The sequence below is a fragment of the Micromonospora citrea genome, assembly GCF_900090315.1.
Taxonomy (GTDB): Bacteria; Actinomycetota; Actinomycetes; order Mycobacteriales; family Micromonosporaceae; genus Micromonospora; species Micromonospora citrea.
In genome coordinates this window covers 5,299,471-5,315,361 of sequence record NZ_FMHZ01000002.1, presented here as the reverse complement: position 1 = coordinate 5,315,361, position 15,891 = coordinate 5,299,471, and the positions used below count along the sequence as shown (strand labels likewise).

15 protein-coding genes are annotated in these 15,891 nt (G+C 75.5%); 6 read left to right on the top strand and 9 right to left on the bottom strand.

Annotated elements, in window-relative coordinates; translation table 11 throughout:
* The first annotated feature begins 128 nt into the window (after positions 1-128).
* Together GA0070606_RS24350 and GA0070606_RS24345 are read left to right on the top strand one after the other, a co-directional pair.
* Positions 129-1,280, top strand: a complete 1,152-nt coding sequence (locus GA0070606_RS24350; RefSeq protein ID WP_091104644.1) for a cysteine desulfurase family protein — start codon at positions 129-131, stop codon at positions 1,278-1,280.
* Positions 1,277-1,510: a sulfurtransferase TusA family protein gene (locus GA0070606_RS24345; protein WP_091104641.1), complete on the top strand. Its 234-nt coding sequence runs from the start codon at positions 1,277-1,279 to the stop codon at positions 1,508-1,510. The genes GA0070606_RS24350 and GA0070606_RS24345 overlap by 4 nt, the downstream gene beginning before the upstream one ends.
* 28 nt (positions 1,511-1,538) lie before the next feature.
* On the opposite strand, the gene GA0070606_RS24340 is transcribed toward GA0070606_RS24345, so the two are convergent.
* The 4 genes from GA0070606_RS24340 to GA0070606_RS24325 form a co-directional block, all read right to left on the bottom strand.
* Positions 1,539-2,045: a P-loop nucleotide/nucleoside kinase family protein gene (locus tag GA0070606_RS24340; RefSeq protein WP_091104639.1), complete on the bottom strand. Its 507-nt coding sequence runs from the start codon at positions 2,043-2,045 to the stop codon at positions 1,539-1,541.
* Positions 2,042-3,019 carry a carbohydrate kinase family protein gene (locus GA0070606_RS24335; RefSeq protein ID WP_091104636.1) on the bottom strand — a complete coding sequence of 326 codons (978 nt, stop codon included), beginning with the start codon at positions 3,017-3,019 and terminating at the stop codon, positions 2,042-2,044. Before GA0070606_RS24335 ends, GA0070606_RS24340 begins: the two co-directional genes overlap by 4 nt.
* 172 nt (positions 3,020-3,191) lie before the next feature.
* Entirely contained in the window at positions 3,192-3,560 is a 369-nt protein-coding gene (gene erpA, locus GA0070606_RS24330; RefSeq protein WP_091104634.1) for an iron-sulfur cluster insertion protein ErpA, read from the bottom strand.
* Positions 3,561-3,721: 161 nt separating this feature from the next.
* The gene (locus GA0070606_RS24325) at positions 3,722-4,861 is read right to left on the bottom strand and encodes a glycerate kinase family protein (protein WP_091104632.1); all 1,140 of its coding nucleotides are present in this window, start codon (positions 4,859-4,861) and stop codon (positions 3,722-3,724) included.
* Positions 4,862-4,929: 68 nt separating this feature from the next.
* On the opposite strand from GA0070606_RS24325, the gene nadA reads away from it, so the two are divergent.
* The 3 genes from nadA to GA0070606_RS24310 all read left to right on the top strand — a co-directional run bounded on the left by nadA (position 4,930) and on the right by GA0070606_RS24310 (position 8,373).
* Positions 4,930-6,126, top strand: a complete 1,197-nt coding sequence (gene nadA / locus GA0070606_RS24320; RefSeq protein ID WP_091108124.1) for a quinolinate synthase NadA — start codon at positions 4,930-4,932, stop codon at positions 6,124-6,126.
* 210 nt (positions 6,127-6,336) lie between these two features.
* Positions 6,337-7,692, top strand: coding sequence for a UDP-N-acetylglucosamine 1-carboxyvinyltransferase (gene murA, locus GA0070606_RS24315; RefSeq protein ID WP_091108122.1), 1,356 nt, complete (start codon positions 6,337-6,339; stop codon positions 7,690-7,692).
* 72 nt (positions 7,693-7,764) lie between these two features.
* Positions 7,765-8,373 (top strand): DUF3043 domain-containing protein, encoded by a 609-nt coding sequence (locus GA0070606_RS24310; RefSeq protein WP_091104629.1) that lies wholly within the window; start codon positions 7,765-7,767, stop codon positions 8,371-8,373.
* A 124-nt stretch (positions 8,374-8,497) separates the two neighbouring features.
* Here the strand turns inward: GA0070606_RS24310 and GA0070606_RS24305 are convergent, their stop codons facing one another.
* Both GA0070606_RS24305 and GA0070606_RS24300 read right to left on the bottom strand, forming a co-directional pair.
* Entirely contained in the window at positions 8,498-8,806 is a 309-nt protein-coding gene (locus GA0070606_RS24305) for an AzlD domain-containing protein (protein ID WP_091104627.1), read from the bottom strand.
* The gene (locus tag GA0070606_RS24300) at positions 8,800-9,699 is read right to left on the bottom strand and encodes an AzlC family ABC transporter permease (protein ID WP_091104625.1); all 900 of its coding nucleotides are present in this window, start codon (positions 9,697-9,699) and stop codon (positions 8,800-8,802) included. Before GA0070606_RS24300 ends, GA0070606_RS24305 begins: the two co-directional genes overlap by 7 nt.
* Before the next feature lie 66 nt (positions 9,700-9,765).
* Between GA0070606_RS24300 and GA0070606_RS24295 the strand changes: the two genes are divergently transcribed.
* Positions 9,766-10,326, top strand: a complete 561-nt coding sequence (locus GA0070606_RS24295) for a helix-turn-helix domain-containing protein (protein ID WP_091104622.1) — start codon at positions 9,766-9,768, stop codon at positions 10,324-10,326.
* Between the two features lie 119 nt (positions 10,327-10,445).
* Here the strand turns inward: GA0070606_RS24295 and GA0070606_RS24290 are convergent, their stop codons facing one another.
* The 3 genes from GA0070606_RS24290 to GA0070606_RS24280 are packed head-to-tail and all read right to left on the bottom strand — an operon-like array spanning position 10,446 to position 13,079.
* A complete protein-coding gene (locus GA0070606_RS24290) occupies positions 10,446-11,408 on the bottom strand; it encodes an ABC transporter ATP-binding protein (RefSeq protein WP_245724792.1) in 963 nt (320 codons plus the stop codon).
* The gene (locus GA0070606_RS24285) at positions 11,405-12,238 is read right to left on the bottom strand and encodes an ABC transporter permease (RefSeq protein ID WP_245724791.1); all 834 of its coding nucleotides are present in this window, start codon (positions 12,236-12,238) and stop codon (positions 11,405-11,407) included. The genes GA0070606_RS24290 and GA0070606_RS24285 overlap by 4 nt, the downstream gene beginning before the upstream one ends.
* A complete protein-coding gene (locus tag GA0070606_RS24280) occupies positions 12,231-13,079 on the bottom strand; it encodes an ABC transporter permease (protein WP_091108118.1) in 849 nt (282 codons plus the stop codon). Before GA0070606_RS24280 ends, GA0070606_RS24285 begins: the two co-directional genes overlap by 8 nt.
* Positions 13,080-15,891: the final 2,812 nt, after the last annotated feature.

Sequence of the window (15,891 nt, the reverse complement as noted above, 5' to 3'; positions counted from 1 at the left end):
GCACCGGCGGCAAAGGCGTCACCGACGGTCGCAGATTACTCGACCATGACGGGCTCGACCGTGTTGGGGTCACTCTCCGCCCCCATCGGGGGGATCTTGGGCGTACCGGCGCGATAGCGTTGGCTTCCGTGAGCGCTCCCCCGGTCTACCTGGACGCGGCCACCGCCGCGCCGCTGCACCCGGTCGCCCGGCAGGCGTTGCTGGCCGCCCTCGACGACGGCTGGGCCGACCCCGGCAGGCTCTACACGCAGGCCCGCCGCGCCCGCCAGCTCCTCGACGCCGCCCGCGAGGCCACCGCGGCCACGATCGGCGTCCGCGCCGACGAACTCTCCTTCACCCCCAGCGGTACGACGGCCGCGCACGCCGCGGTGCTCGGCGGCCTGGCCGGCCGGCGGCGGGTCGGCCGGACCCTGGTGCACTCCGCGATCGAGCACTCCGCGGTGCTGCACGCCGCCGAGAGGCACGTCGCGACGGGCGGCGCCGCCACCTCGGTACCGGTGGACCGGCTGGGCCGGCTCGACCTGGACCGGTGGACGGCGGCGGTCCGGGCGCCGGGCGTGGCGCTGGCCGCGCTGATCGCCGCCAGCCACGAGGTCGGCACGCTGCAACCGGTCGCCGAGGCCGCGCGGGGGTGCGCCGAGGCCGGGGTACCGCTGCACGTGGACGCCGCCCAGGTGGTGGGCCGGGCCCCGGTGCCGGCGGGCTGGTCGGTGCTGACCGCCAGCGCGCACAAGTGGGGCGGCCCGCCCGGGGTGGGGCTGCTGGTGGTGCGCAAGGGCACCCGCTGGGAGTCGCCCTGGCCGGCCGACGACCGGGAGGCCGGGCGTACGCCGGGAACGCTCAACCTGCCGGCGGTGGTCGCGGCGGCGGCGAGCCTGCGCGCGGCGGCGGCCGACGCGGCGGCGGAGGCGGCCCGGCTGGCGCCGCTGGTGGACCGGATCCGGGCCCGGGTGGCGGCGGAGGTGCCGGACGTGGAGGTGGTGGGTGATCCCGACCACCGCCTCCCGCACCTGGTGACGTTCTCCTGCCTCTACGTCGACGGCGAGGCCCTGCTGCACGCGCTGGACCGGCGGGGGTTCGCCGTCTCCTCCGGCTCGTCGTGCACCTCCTCGACGCTGCGCCCGTCGCACGTGCTGGAGGCGATGGGGGTGCTCTCCCACGGCAACGTGCGGATCTCGCTGCACCGGGACACGACGGAGGCCGACGTCGAGCGGTTCCTCGCGGAACTGCCGGGCGTCGTGGCGGAGCTGCGCGCCGAGGCGGGAGTGGTGGGGCTGTGACCGCGCCGGCGGAGATCCTCGACTGCCGGGGTCAGCGCTGCCCGCTGCCCGTGATCGCCGTGGCCCGGCGGCTGCCCGAGCTGCCCGTCGGCACGGTGGTGCGGGTGCTGGCCGACGACCCGGCCGCGGCGGTCGACATCCCGGCCTGGTGCCGGATGCGCGGCCACGAGTTCCTCACCACGATCACCGGCCCCGACGGCCCCGCGTACGACGTCCGTCGCCTGCACTGAGGGCGCCCCGCGCGCACCGGGGTGGGTGTCAGCGCACGTAGGCGAGGATGCCGGGCAGCGGGTCGGCGTCGACGGCGGTGTCCACCACCAGCCGGGGGCCGATGATCGGCTGGTACTCGGCCCGACGCACCAGCGTCTGCTCCCACGTCGGGGCGGGCGGACCGGGCTCGGCGGCCAGGCGCGCCTCCACCCGGCGGCGGTGCTCCGCCTCGTCGCCGCAGTGCACCTCGATCAGCCGCAGCGCAACGCCGGCGCGCTCCGCGACGTCGTGCCACAGCCCTCGGGCGCTGGCCACCGGGTTGACCGCGTCGACCACCACGGGCAGCCCGAGACCGAGCTGGACCTCGGCCAGGGCGGCCACCGCCCCGTACGCGGCCATCCCGGCGGCGTCGCCGAGCAGGCCGTGCCGGGCCAGCGCCCGCTCGACGGGGTCGACCGGCAGGACCGGGGCGGACAGGGCCGCGCCCAGCCGGGCCGCCAGGGTGCTCTTGCCCACCCCCGGCAGCCCGGCGAACGCCACCAGCACCGACGTCACGGCACCAGGTGCCCTCGGACGTCCTCGGCGGCCTCGTCGCCGTACGACTCGGCCATCCGCTTGACGAAGAGGTCGCGGCGGACCTCGTACTCCTGGGTGCCGACGGTCTCCAGCACCAGGGTGGCGAGCAGGGAGCCGACCTGGGCGGCCCGCTCCAGCCCGAGGCCCCAGGAGAGCGCGGTGAAGAAGCCGGCCCGGAAGCCGTCGCCCACGCCGGTCGGGTCGACCGCGCGGATCTCGCGGGCGATCGGCACGTGGATCGGGTCGAAGTCCCGCCCGGCGATCTCCACGCCGTGCTTGCCCAGCGTGGTGACCCGCACCCTGACCCGGTCGAGCAGCTGGGCGTCGGTCAGCCCGGCCTTGCTCTGCAGCAGCGACTTCTCGTAGTCGTTGGTCATCAGGTAGTCGGCGCCCTCGATCAGCCCGACGACGTCCTCGCCGTCCATCCGGGCGAGCTGCTGGGACGGGTCGGCGGCGAAGCGGTAGCCCCGGTCCCGGCACTCGGCGGAGTGCCGCAGCATCGCCTCGGGGTCGTTCGCGCCCACCAGGACGAGGTCCAGCCCGTCGAGGCGGCGGGCCACCGGCGCCAGCTCGATGTTGCGGGCCTCGCTCATCGCGCCAGCGTAGAACGAGGCGATCTGGCACATGTCGGTGTCGGTGGTGCAGACGAACCGTGCGGTGTGCGCCACCTCGCTGACGTGCACCGAGTCGCAGTCGACCCCGTGCCGCTCCAGCCAGGAGCGGTAGTCGGCGAAGTCCGCGCCGACCGCGCCGACCAGCACCGGGCGCAGGCCGAGCTGCCCCATGCCGAAGGCGATGTTCGCCGCGACCCCGCCGCGCCGCAGCACCAGGTCGTCCACCAGGAAGGAGAGCGACACCTTGTGCAGCTGGTCGGCGAGCAACTGGTCGGCGAAGCGGCCGGGGAAGCTCATCAGGTGGTCGGTGGCGATCGAGCCGGTCACGGCGATCTTCATGTCAACCTCGGGGTCGGGAGCAGGGCGCCGGTCAGCCTACCGGCCCGGCCCGCCCGGGATCACCCGTCGGTCCGAGGCCGGTCACCCTCGCCGGTTGCGGGAAACCGGCCCGGACACGGCAGCGGGGCCGCCCCGGGAGGAACGGCCCCGCTGGTCGCGAGCGGAGGTCGGCTCAGCTGAACGAGTCGCCGCAGGCGCAGGAGTTGCCCGCGTTGGGGTTGTCGATCGTGAAGCCCTGGGCGTCGATGCGGTCGGCGAAGTCGATCGTGGCGCCGGCCAGGTAGGGGGCGCTCATCCGGTCGACGACGACCTCGACGCCGTCGAAGTCGGTGACGACGTCACCGTCGAGCGAGCGCTCGTCGAAGAAGAGCTGGTACCGCAGGCCGGAGCAGCCACCCGGCTGCACGGCGACCCGGAGCCGCAGGTCGTCGCGGCCCTCCTGCTCGATCAGGGCCTTGACCTTCTGCGCCGCGACGTCGGTGAGGACGACGGACGTGGGGGCCTTGGCCTCGGTCGACTCGGTCTGCGCTGGCGTGGTCACGTGAAATCTCCCTGCGCGGTTGGGTCCGGACGCACTGGCCAACATCTCACGTCGCCCAGTCATTCCCGGTGTGGTCCGATCCCGATGGTACGCCGCCACGGCCGACGCCACCCGGCCGCCGTGACGTGCGCCGGCGGGTCACGGCGGCGCCGTCGCCCCGGTCAGCGGCTCCACTGCCGGGCCAGGCGGGCGCCGAGCGCCCGCAGCCCCTCGGCCGGGCGCTCCAGCGCGGCGGCCAGCCCGCCGCGCTCCTCGCCCCCGAAGTGCTCGACCAGGCTGTACGCGTCGGTCACCCCCGCCGCGCCGGCCTCCCGCCGTCCGGTGCTGACCCGACCGGCCAGCACCACGCAGGGCAGGCCCCGGTCGCGGGCCGCGCCGGCGACCCCGGCGACCACCTTGCCGCGCAGCGACTGGTGGTCGAACGAGCCCTCCCCGGTGATCACCAGGTCGACCGTGTCCAGCGCGGCGTCCAGCCCGATCGCGCCGGTCACCAGGCCGATGCCCGACTCGCAGCGCCCGCCGAGCGCCAGGACGGCCGCGCCGAGGCCGCCGGCCGCGCCACCGCCGGGCAGGGCGCCCAGCCGGTCGGGGCAGCCGGGCAGGTCGCGCTCCAGCACGGCCGCGAAGCGCTCCAGCGCGGCGTCCAACAGCAGCACGTCGGCCCGGTCGGCGCCCTTCTGCGGGCCGAACACGCTGCTCGCCCCGTGCAGGCCGAGCAGCGGGTTGTCCACGTCGGTGGCGGCCACCAGCCGGGCCTCGCGCAGCCGGGGCGCCCCGTCGAGCGCGACCGTCGCGGCCAGCGCCGCTCCGCCGTACGGCAGGGCCCGCCCCGCCTCGTCGAGCGGGGTCACGCCGAGCGCGGTGAGCATCCCCGCGCCGCCGTCGTTGGTGGCGGAGCCGCCCAGCCCGATCACCACCGTCCGGGCGCCGGCCTCCACCGCCGCGACGACCAGCACCCCCAGGCCGTACGACGTGGTGGCCTTCGGGTCGCGCTCGGCGGGGTCGAGCAGGTGCAGGCCGCACGCCTGGGCGCTCTCCAGCCAGGCGGTCGCCCCGTCGTCGGTGAGCAGGATCTCACCGGCCGTCGGACGGCCCAGCGGGTCGACGGTCCGCACCGGGATTCGGCGCCCGCCGAGCGCGTCGGCGAGCACGTCGAGGAAGCCCGGGCCGCCGTCGGACAGGGGCCGGGCGAGCAGGTCGTCGCCCGGGGCCACCTCGTGCCAGCCGGCGGCCACGGCGTCGGCGACCTCCGGGGCCGAGAGGGTGCCGGCGAACTTGTCCGGGCAGAGCAGCACGCGCATGCGCAGCAGTGTGGCAGGACACACCGGTGGCGGCTGCGCGCGGGCCGCCCTGTGGGACCATGGGGTACGTGACTTCGACCTGGGTGGAACCATCCAACACCGCGACGGCACTGCTGCTGCTCGGCCGGGGCAGCGACCCCGCCACCGAGCGCGGCGTCGAGTGTCCGGGCGACCTTCCGGCGCCCAGCGACCCGGACCTGGTGGCCCGGGCGGCGGCGGCGAAGGCGGCGCTGGGCGACAAGGTCTTCGTGCTGGGGCACCACTACCAGCGCGACGAGGTGATCCAGTTCGCCGACGTGACGGGCGACTCGTTCAAGCTGGCCCGCGAGGCGGCGGCCCGGCCCGACGCGGAGTACATCGTCTTCTGCGGCGTGCACTTCATGGCCGAGAGCGCCGACATCCTCACCTTGAACGCGCAGAAGGTCGTCCTGCCGGACCTGGCCGCCGGCTGCTCGATGGCGGACATGGCGGTGCTGTCGCAGGTCGAGACGGCCTGGGACGTGCTCACCGAGCTGGGCATCGCCGAGCAGACCGTCCCGGTCACCTACATGAACTCCTCGGCGGACATCAAGGGCTTCGTCGGCCGCAACGGGGGCGTGGTCTGCACCTCGTCCAACGCGAAGCGGGCGCTGGACTGGGCGTACCAGCAGGGCTCGAAGGTGCTCTTCCTGCCCGACCAGCACCTGGGCCGCAACACGGCGGTGCTGGAGATGGGCTTCTCGCTGGACGACTGCGTGCTCTACGACCCGCACAAGCCGAACGGCGGGCTCACCCCGGAGCAGCTGCGCGACGCCAGGATGATCCTCTGGCGGGGCCACTGCTCGGTGCACGGCCGGTTCACCCTCGACAGCGTCGACGACGTGCGGGAGCGGGTGCCCGGGGTGAACGTGCTGGTCCACCCGGAGTGCCGGCACGAGGTGGTCAACGCCGCCGACCTCGTCGGCTCGACGGAATACATCATCAGGACCATCGAGGCGGCCCCGGCCGGCTCGGCGTGGGCGGTCGGCACCGAGCTGAACCTGGTCCGGCGTCTGGCGCTGGCCCACCCGGACAAGCAGGTCATGTTCCTGGACAAGGCCGTCTGCTACTGCTCGACCATGAACCGGATCGACCTGCCCCACCTGGTCTGGGCCCTGGAGGAGCTGGTCGCCGGCCGGGTGGTCAACCAGATCACGGTCGACCCGGACACGGCGCACCACGCCCGGGTGGCGCTGGACCAGATGCTCGCCCTGCCCGGGGCCGACACCCCGCCGACGACGAACTGATCACCCTCGGTAGCACCACTGGTACGGAAATGGGCTCGATCACCGATTAGTGCCCTCCCGGACGATCTGACCGGTTCCATTTTCGTCACGGAGGGCTATGCTGCCGGAGCGAAGACTCACGCGGGCCGTTTCGACATGGCCGCGTTCCGGGTAGCGATGAGATCGCGGGCCCACCATCAACACGGCAGCACCGACGCGCTGGAGGTTGCGTTGACCGACGACGTCCTGGTCGTACACGGAGGTACTCCGCTTGAAGGGCGGATCCGCGTGCGCGGCGCGAAGAACCTGGTCTCGAAGGCGATGGTCGCCGCTCTGCTGGGCGACAGCCCGAGCCGACTGTTCGACGTGCCGAAGATCCGCGACGTCGAGGTGGTCCGCGGCCTGCTCGGCCTGCACGGCGTGAAGGTGACCGACGGCGGGGAGGACGGCGAGCTCGTCTTCGACCCGGCGAACGTGGAGAGCGCGAGCACCGACCAGATCAACGTGCACGCGGGCTCCAGCCGGATCCCGATCCTGTTCTGCGGGCCGCTGTTGCACCGCCTCGGCCACGCCTTCATCCCCGACCTGGGCGGCTGCCACATCGGGCCGCGCCCGATCGACTTCCACCTCCAGGCGCTGCGCGAGTTCGGGGCGACGGTCGAGAAGACCCCGGAGGGGCTGCACCTGTCGGCGCCGAACGGGCTGCACGGCACGAAGTTCGCGCTGCCGTACCCGAGCGTCGGGGCCACCGAGCAGGTGCTGCTCACGGCGGTGATGGCCGAGGGCGTCACCGAGCTGCGCAACGCGGCCGTGGAGCCGGAGATCATCGACCTGATCTGCGTCCTGCAGAAGATGGGCGCGATCATCAAGGTGCACACCGACCGGGTGATCGAGATCCAGGGCGTGCCGAGGCTGCACGGCTACACCCACCGGCCGATCCCCGACCGGATCGAGGCCGCGAGCTGGGCCGCGGCGGCGCTGGCCACCCGTGGTCACGTCGAGGTCCTCGGCGCGCAGCAGGCCGACATGATGACCTTCCTGAACGTCTTCCGCTCCGTCGGCGGCGAGTACGAGGTCACCGACGCCCGGCCACCGAAGCTGGGCGACCCCGGCCAGGAGGGCGGCATCCGGTTCTGGCACCCGGGCGGCGAGCTGAAGTCGGTGGCCCTGGAGACCGACGTGCACCCCGGCTTCATGACCGACTGGCAGCAGCCGCTGGTGGTGGCGCTCACCCAGGCCCGGGGCCTGTCGATCGTCCACGAGACGGTCTACGAGCAGCGGCTGGGCTACACCGAGGCGCTGAACTCGATGGGCGCGAACATCCAGGTCTACCGGGACTGCCTGGGCGGCACCCCGTGCCGCTTCGGCCGGCGCAACTTCAAGCACTCCGCGGTGATCGCCGGGCCGAGCAAGCTGCACGCCGCCGACCTCGTCATCCCCGACCTGCGGGCCGGTTTCAGCCACCTGATCGCGGCGCTGGCCGCCGAGGGCACCTCCCGGGTCTACGGCGTCGACCTGATCAACCGGGGCTACGAGGACTTCGAGGCGAAGCTCGCCGACCTCGGCGCGCACGTCGAGCGCCCGTAACGTCGACCACTCCGACCGCGCCCGGTGCACCGCGATGTGCACCGGGCGCCGTCGTTTGGCTACCCTTTCCGCGTGCCGTCGCTGTTTCGCCGCAAGTCCACCGACCTCGTCAACGAGGCCGTCACCCCGGTGACCCCCGACGAGGAGTCCTCGACCGCCCAGCCCCGGGGCTACACCCCGAGCAAGAAGGAACTGGGCAAGGTCACGCCGAAGCGGCCCAGCGCCGGTCGCCGACCGGCCGCGGCCACCAAGCCGATGACCAAGGAGGAGCAGCGGGAGCACCGGCGCCGGCTGCGGGCCGAGGCGGCGGCGGAGTTCCGCCGCGAGGGCGGGCCCCGCGACCGCGGCCCGGAGCGGCTGCTGGCCCGCAACGTGGTCGACTCCCGGCGTACGGTCGGCACCTGGTTCTTCGGCGGCGCGCTGATCGTGCTGATCGGCTCGAACGCGGCGATGCCCGCGGTCGTCCGCCTGGTCTCCAACATCCTCTGGGGCGCGCTCGCCCTGGGCGTGGTCGTCGACTCGTTCCTGATCTCGCGCAAGATCCGGAAGCTGGTCCGGGAACGCTTCCCGAACACCGGGCAGCGGATGGGTTCGCTCTACCTCTACGCGATCATGAGGTCGATCACCTTCCGCCGCATGCGCGCCCCCGAGCCCCGGGTCAACATCGGCGACCCGGTCTGATCCGCCACACGAACGGCCCCTCCCGCCCCGCGGCGAGGGGCCGTTCGTCGTTCGGCGGCACCCGGGTGCGCCCCGACCTCCCCGGGCGGATGCCCGGCGGCGCGAGCAGGCGGCAGACGGCGTGCTAGGGCATCCCGAGCAGGCGGAGCAGGGCGGTGGTGCCGGCGGCGGCGAGCACCACCAGCACGAACGGCGCCCGGCGCCAGGCCAGCAGCACGCCGACCAGCACGCCCGCCGGCCGGGCCCAGCCGGCGAACCGGCCGGCCTCGGTCAGCGCGGCGGTGGCCCCGAGCGCGGCCAGCAGGGCGGCCGCCCCGACCGGCAGCAGCCGCGCGGCCCACTCCGGCAGGTCGACCCGGTCGCGCAGCAGCACCCCGGCGACCCGGAACCCGTACGTCCCGGCCGCCAGCGCCACGATCACGGCGATCAGCACCGGCCCTCCCCCGTCCCGCCGACCGGCACCGACCGGGCGGGCGTCCCGTCCGCCGGGCGCCCCGGCCCACCCGGCTCACCGCCGGTCGCCGGTGCCCCGTCCGGCCCGGCGACCGGCGCGGAACCGTCGACCTGTTCGCGGGGACCGGTCCCCCCTCGGCCGTGTGGCGCCCGTGGAAGGGGCGTACCGCCGACCGCGCCGGCACGGTCCGCGCGCCGGCCGCGGCGGACGGCGGCCACGGCCAGCACCGCCGGCCCGGCGAGCGCCAGCAGCACCGGCAGCCCGGCCGGGAGCAACGGGGTGGCCAGCACCGCCAGTACCGCTCCGGCAAGCGCCACCCGACGGGTGTCCCGGTCCCGCAGCGAGGGCAGCAGCATGGCGATCAGGCCGGCCGGGAACGCGGCGTCCAGGCCGAACGCGGCAGGGTCGCCGATCACGCCGCCGGCGTAGACCCCGAGCACCGTGCCGAGGTTCCAGGTGAGGAAGAGCACCGTGGCGGCGAGCCAGAACGCCCGTCGGCGGGCCACCCCGGCGGGACGGGCCAGCGCGAAGGCGGTCGCCTCGTCGGTCATCAGGTGACTGCCGAGCAGCCGGCGCCACGGCCGCCGGCCGATGCTGTCGGCCAGCGCCAGCCCGAACGGCAGATGCCGGGCGTTGAGCATCAGCCCGGCGAGCACCGCCGCGAGGGGACTGCCGGCCGCCACCAGCCCGACCGCCATGAACTGCGCGCCGCCGGCGAAGACCACCAGGGACATCGCGACGGCCGCCCAGCCCGGCAGGCCGGCGGCCACCGCCACCGCGCCGAACGAGGCGCCGACCGCCACCATCGCCGCCCCGAGGGCGGCGACGTCGCGGGCTGCCGCGCGGTCGACCGTTCGCTGTACCGTACGCATGGTCCATCATGATGAACACGCCGCCGCCGTTCGTCAAACCGAACAAACAGAACAATGGAGCGAACAATGTCCCCCGAACCGGCTCCTCCGCTGGCCACCATCGCCGTCGCGCTGCGTCGTGAGCGCGACCGCGTCGGCATCTCGCTCACCGAACTGGCCCGGCGGGCCGGCATCGCCAAGTCCACGCTCTCCCAGCTGGAATCGGGAGTCGGCAACCCGAGCGTGGAGACCCTCTGGGCGCTCGGGGTGGCACTCGGGGTGCCGTTCAGCCGGCTGGTCGAGCCGCCGGCCGCCGCCGTGCGGGTCGTCCGGGCCGGAGAGGGGCCCCGGATCCGCTCGGAGCACTCCGACCTCACCGCGACGCTGCTCGCCGCCGGCACCGCCCACGCCCGCCGGGACGTCTACCTGCTCGAACTTGAGCCCGGGACGGTACGCACCGCCGAGTCGCACACCCCGCGCAGCGTCGAGCACATCGTGGTCGGCGCCGGGCGGCTGCGCGTCGGGCCGGAGGGCGACCCGGTGGAGCTCGGCCCCGGCGACTACGCGACCTTCCCCGGCGACACCCCGCACCGCTACGAGGCGCTGGTTGCCGGCACCTTCGCCGTGCTGGTGATGGAGCACCCCTGACCGGTTCCCGGCTCCGTCGCCGGGCCGGTGGCGGCGCACCCCGAACAACCACCGGCTCCCCCAACCGACTCAACTCCCCGGTAGGACCCCGACCGGCCGGACCTGCTCCGTCGGCGGGCTCAACTCCCCCGGTAGAGCCGGGCCACGACGTCCTCGATGTCGGGCTCGACGATGGAGACGTCCCGCAGCGTGCCCAGCGCGGCCAGCGCCGACACCACCTCCGCCACGCTCGCCGACTCCAGCGCGAACGCCAGCCGGCGCCCGTCAGCCTCCACCCGGTGCAGCGGCGCGCCGGCCAGCACCGGCGGCTCCGGCAGCGGGGCCTCCAGGTCGGCGACGAGCACGCGGCGCGAGCCGTACCGCTCGTGCAGCGCCGCGATCGACCCGTCGTGCACCACCCGGCCGTGGTCTACGACCACCAGCCGGCGGCAGAGCCGCTCGATGTCGGCCAGGTCGTGCGTGGTGAGCACCAGCGTGGTGTCCCCCGCCCGGCCCAGCTCGCCGAGGAAGCCGCGGACGGCCTGCTTGCTCACCACGTCCAGACCGATCGTGGGCTCGTCGAGGAAGAGCACCTCCGGGCCGTGCAGCAGGGCGGCGGTCAGCTCGCCGCGCATCCGCTGCCCGAGGGAGAGCTGCCGGACCGGGGTGTCCAGGAAGGAGTCCAGGTCGAGCAGACTCCGGCAGCGGCGCAGCCGGGCGGCGTGCGCGGCGGCCGGCACCCGGTAGACGTGCCGCAGCAGCGCGAACGACTCGCGCAGCGGCAGGTCCCACCAGAGCTGTGAGCGCTGGCCGAAGACCACCCCGACGCGCAGCGCGAGCCGGGTGCGCTGGGCGACGGGGCGCAGGCCGCAGACGCGCACCTCGCCGGCGGAGGGCGTCAGCACGCCGGTGAGCATCTTGAGCGTCGTCGACTTGCCCGCGCCGTTGGGCCCGATGTAACCGAGCATCTCGCCCCGGGGCACCCGCAGGTCGATCCCGTCCACGGCGGTGACCCGCCGCTTCTCCCGGCGCAGCCGGCCGGCGCGCACCCGGACAACGAACTCCTTGCGCAGCCCGTCGGCCACGATGACGTCGTCGCTCACGACCCCGTACTCCGATAGTGGCGGACCCCGGTGCGCCAGGCCGCCGCGGCCCCGGCGGCGGCGACCAGCGCGACGGCCGGCGCGGCCCAGCCGACCCAGGCCGGCAGGCCGAGCGGGTCGGCGCGGCCGAGCAGCGCCAGCGCCGGGTGGTAGCTGACGAAGGCGAAGCCCAGGCCGTACGCGAACACCGCGCGGAACCAGCCGCCGAAGACGGTGACCGGGTACGAGGTGAAGTCCCGACCGCCGTAGGTGACCGAGTTCGCCAGCTCGCCCGAGTCGACCCACCAGAAGGACACGGTGGCGGTCGCGACGAAGATCGCCCCGAAGAAGACGACGCCGGCCAGCGGAGCGACGACCACCAGCACCATCCGGGCCGGGGTCCACTCGATGCCGGCCGAGCCGACCGCGACGACCAGCACGGCGAGCCCGAAGACCGCGCGCGACGCCTTGCGCAGCGGCAGGTCCATGAGCAGCAGTTGCGGCAGCGCGCCGAGCGGGCGAACCAGCACGGCGTCGAACAGCCCCGTGCGCACGTAGCGGGGAAGCCGCTCGATGTTGCCGACCAGCAGGTCGGCGGTGGCGAACGCGCAGCTCGACAGGCCGACGATCACCAGCGTCTCGCGGAGCGTGAAGCCGCCCAGCTCCCGGGTGACTCCGAAGATCACCAGCACGGTGAGCACGTCGAAGACCGTGGACCCGACGTTGCCCACCACGTCGATCGCGAACGAGGTCCGGTACGCCGTCTGCGAGCGCGCCTGCGCCCCGAGCAGCGCCCGGTACGCGGCCAGCGCCCCGCCCGCGCGGCCCCGCGCGACCGTCCCGTCAGCCACCCTGCACCACCAGGCGGCGTTCGGCGCGGCGCTGCACCAGCCGGCAGGCGGCCAGGATCACCACCGCCCAGGCGAGCTGGAGGCCGACCAGCCCGACCTGGGTGGCGGGCGGGTCTCGCTCGACGAGCACGTCGAGCGGTGTCTGCAGCAGGCCCGGGAAGGGGGTGCCCAGCCAGAGCGCGTACTGGAGCCACTCCGGCAGGAAGCGCAGCGGGAAGTAGAGCCCGGCGAGCACGCCGGAGGCGAGGGTCCAGAGGATCATCGGGCCCCGGACGTCCTGCAACCAGTACGCGCTCGCGTTGACCAGGAACCGGCAGCCGAAGCAGAGCACCACGGCGGCGACGGCGGAGAGCGCGAAGAGCGGCGGGGTGGACCAGCGGTGGGGCACGTACACCTCGAAGAAGACCGGTCCGACCAGCACCGGCGGGAGCAGCCGGACCAGCGCGGCGTGGCCGGCCCGGCCCAGGTCGGCGGCGAGGTAGCTGGTCACCGGGTGCACCGGCCGGAGCAGGTCGGCGGCGACGTCGCCGGTGCGGATCCGGTCGGCCAGCTCCGTCCACCAGAGCAGGACGACGGCGAGCAGGCCCTGGCCCACCCAGACGAAGGTGGCGAGCTGACCCCGGTCGTAGCCGGCCACCGTGCCGGCGGCGCCGGCCGCGGCGAGCAGCACGTAGCAGCGCAGGAAACCGAAGACCGTGTTGGTGACGACACCCGCCACGGTCGCCTGCCGATACGTGGCGTAACGTCGGAAACCTGATCCGGCTATAGCCCCAAATGTCCGGAACCATGGGATAACGTTTGAGGTGGTGGGCGGTGCCACAGTGGCGGTGAGCGAGCCCACGCCGCTACCCTCCTTCCGCAGCCACGCCATGCCGGGACGGGCGACTCTACCGGCACGTGGGGCGCCCAGCGCGACAATTTCCAACGAGGTGACATCGCCGTGAGCGAGCGGACGCGAGCCGGCCACCGGGGCGCCGCCGTGAGCGGGCGGACGCTAGCCGGTGACCTGGGCGCGCCCGCTCACCGACGGTGCGCCGCGGCCGTTCCGCTCACCCGCCGTGGCGACAGGTCCTCGGGATGAGCCGCTACGCCGACCGGTGGCACGACCCCGCCGAGCCCTCCTGGATGGTCGAGCCGACCACCGAGTGGCAGCCGCAGTTCCCGGGCCAGCGCTACCCGGGTGACATCGGCATCCAGCACGCCCCGCCGCCCGCGCCCCGGGGACGGGCGGCGGTCGTCGGCCGCGCCGAGGTGCCCCCGCTGGCGCCGACCCGGCCCGACGGCACCTACCTCGGCCGGTCCTGGGACGACGAGCCCGAGGGCTGGGGCGGCCGGCACGACGGACGGAACGGCCGGCAGGACGGCCCCGGCAGCCGGCGACGCGACGACGAGCCGTACCGCCGCCCGCACGCGGAGCCGACCTGGCCCGACGACCAGCAGGCGCCCCACCGGCAGGAGCCGCCGCACCGCAACGCCAGGGACGGCTACGACGGCCCCGGCCGGGCCGGCCCTGGCCGGCCGGTCGACCCCGCCCGTTCGCGTGACCACGCCGGCCACGAGCGCTACGACCCCCGCCCGCCCCGGCACGAGCCGACCGGGCGGGACCGCCCCGTCTCCCCCGCCGCCCGATCCGAGCCGGGCTGGCTCCCCGAGCCGGACGAGGGCCCGCGTCGCCCCTCGGCGCGGCTGGACCGGGACCACGACCTCCGGCCCGAACCCGCCCACGACGGCCGGTACGACGACGGTCAGCTCACGGGTGGGCACGACCGCCGGACCGGGCGCGACCACGACGGCCAGCCCCCACGCGGCCAGGACCACCGCCCGCAGCGCGAGCACCACCCGCGGGCCGAGTCGGGCCTCGGCCGCCGACCGGAGACGAGCGACGACCGCCGTACGGACGAGGGCCCGCGCCGGCCCCGCTACCAGTGGGGCGCGCCCACCGAGCAGCGCGTTCCCGACCAGCAGCGCGTTCCCGATCAGTCGTGGGAGCGACCGTCCGACGGACGTCGGTCCGCCGAGGGGCCGTGGGAGCGCACCGCGTCGGGGCAGTGGGAGCGGCACACGGAGCGGCCGGACGAGCGCACCCCGACCGGACGGGACCACCAGCCGGGCGTACCCGCCGAGGGGTGGCAACGCGCCGACCGGGCCCCGCACGGCCAGCCGTACAGCGGCGGGGAGCGACGGCAACCCGAGCCGGACGAGCGGTGGCAGGCACGCGAGGCGGCGGCCCGCGCCGAGGCGTACCCGCAGCGGCGCCCCCACGAGCCCAACCGGCCCGAGGCGTACCGGGACCCCGAGGCGTACCGGGAGCCGCGCGTTCACCCGCAGCAGGACGGCAGGCTGCCCTGGCCGCCGCCCGGCCCGGTGCGACCGGGCTTCGACCGGGCCGCCGCCCGCCGCGCCGAACCGCGCCCCGAGGACCGGCAGCCGGCCGACCACCCCCACCACGGCGGCCCGCACGAGGCCACCCCGCCGCCGGCCCAGCCCCGGCACGACGAACGACGCCCGTACCCGGCTCCGGGTCAGGGCGTCGCCGGCAATGACCGCCCGAACTCCGGCGCACCCGTCTCCGGCGCACCCGTCTCCGGCGCACCCGTCTCCGGCGCACCGGTCTCCGGGCCACCGGGCTTCGTCACCCCGCGTGGCGACGTTCCGGCCCCCGGCCGGCCGGTCTCCCCGGCCCCGTACCGGGACGCCCCGATCGTCGACCGGCCCGCCGCCACCGCTCCGTCCCGCGACCTGCCCGTGTCACCGGCCGGCCCCGCCCCCCGGCCGGCTCCCCCCGCCGAACCCGTCCCCCGGCCGGCTCCCGTCGCCGGGCAGGTTCCGCCCGCCGGTCCCCTCCCGGGCCGTTCTGTGCCGCCCGCAAACCCGGCCACCGGCCGACCCGTCTCACCAGCCGGCCCCGTCGCCGGCCACCCCACCTCGCCAGCCGGCCCCGTCGCCGGCAGCCCCGTCTCGCCAGCCGGTCCTGCTACCGGCCGACCCGTCTCGCCGGCCGCCCCCGTCGCCGGCCACCCCACCTCGCCGGCCGGTCCGCTCGGGCAGAGCGCGGCACCGTCCCCGGGCCCGGCCGCCGGCCGACCCGTGTCACCGGCAGGCCCGACCACCAGCCGCCCCGTCTCACCGGCAGGCGCGCTCAGCGGTGACGCGACACGGCCGCCGAGCCCGAGCACCGGTCGACCCGTACCCCCGGCGGAACCCGTCGACGGGCCGCCGGCTGCCCGGCCTCGGCCACCGGTGCCCGCCGCCGAGGAGGGTTTCCGATCCAGCGGTGGGACGCCGCACCCCGCTCCCGACGACGCGCCGGTCTCGGGACCGCCCGCCGCCCGGCTGCGCCTGGAGTTCCTGCCGGCGCCGGAGGCCACGTCCAGCACGACGACCGGCGCGGCCCCGGCACATCCCGACGTTCCGGCAGCGCACCCGGGCCCGGACGCCTCGCTCCGCGACGCCGAACCCGTGATCGGGCGCCCGCCCACCATGCCACCTGTCGACCGCCCGGCGGCCGCACCGGACATCGCGCCCGTGGACCGGGCTGCGGCGGCGGTCCCGTCCGAGGTGCCCGCACCATCGATGCCGCTCGCACCCGGCATGCCCCGGGTGTACGTCCCGCCGCCGTCGAGCGAACCGCCGGCATCGGCGGTCCCGCCCCG

Coding starts and splice junctions, on each gene's coding strand:
- GA0070606_RS24325 (WP_091104632.1), bottom strand. CDS start 4,861: ATGCGCGTGCTGCTCTGCCCGGACAAGTTCGCCGGCACCCTCTCGGCC.
- GA0070606_RS24335 (WP_091104636.1), bottom strand. CDS start 3,019: ATGAAGATCGCCGTGACCGGCTCGATCGCCACCGACCACCTGATGAGC.
- GA0070606_RS24300 (WP_091104625.1), bottom strand. CDS start 9,699: ATGCGTACGGTACAGCGAACGGTCGACCGCGCGGCAGCCCGCGACGTC.
- GA0070606_RS24295 (WP_091104622.1), top strand. CDS start 9,766: ATGTCCCCCGAACCGGCTCCTCCGCTGGCCACCATCGCCGTCGCGCTG.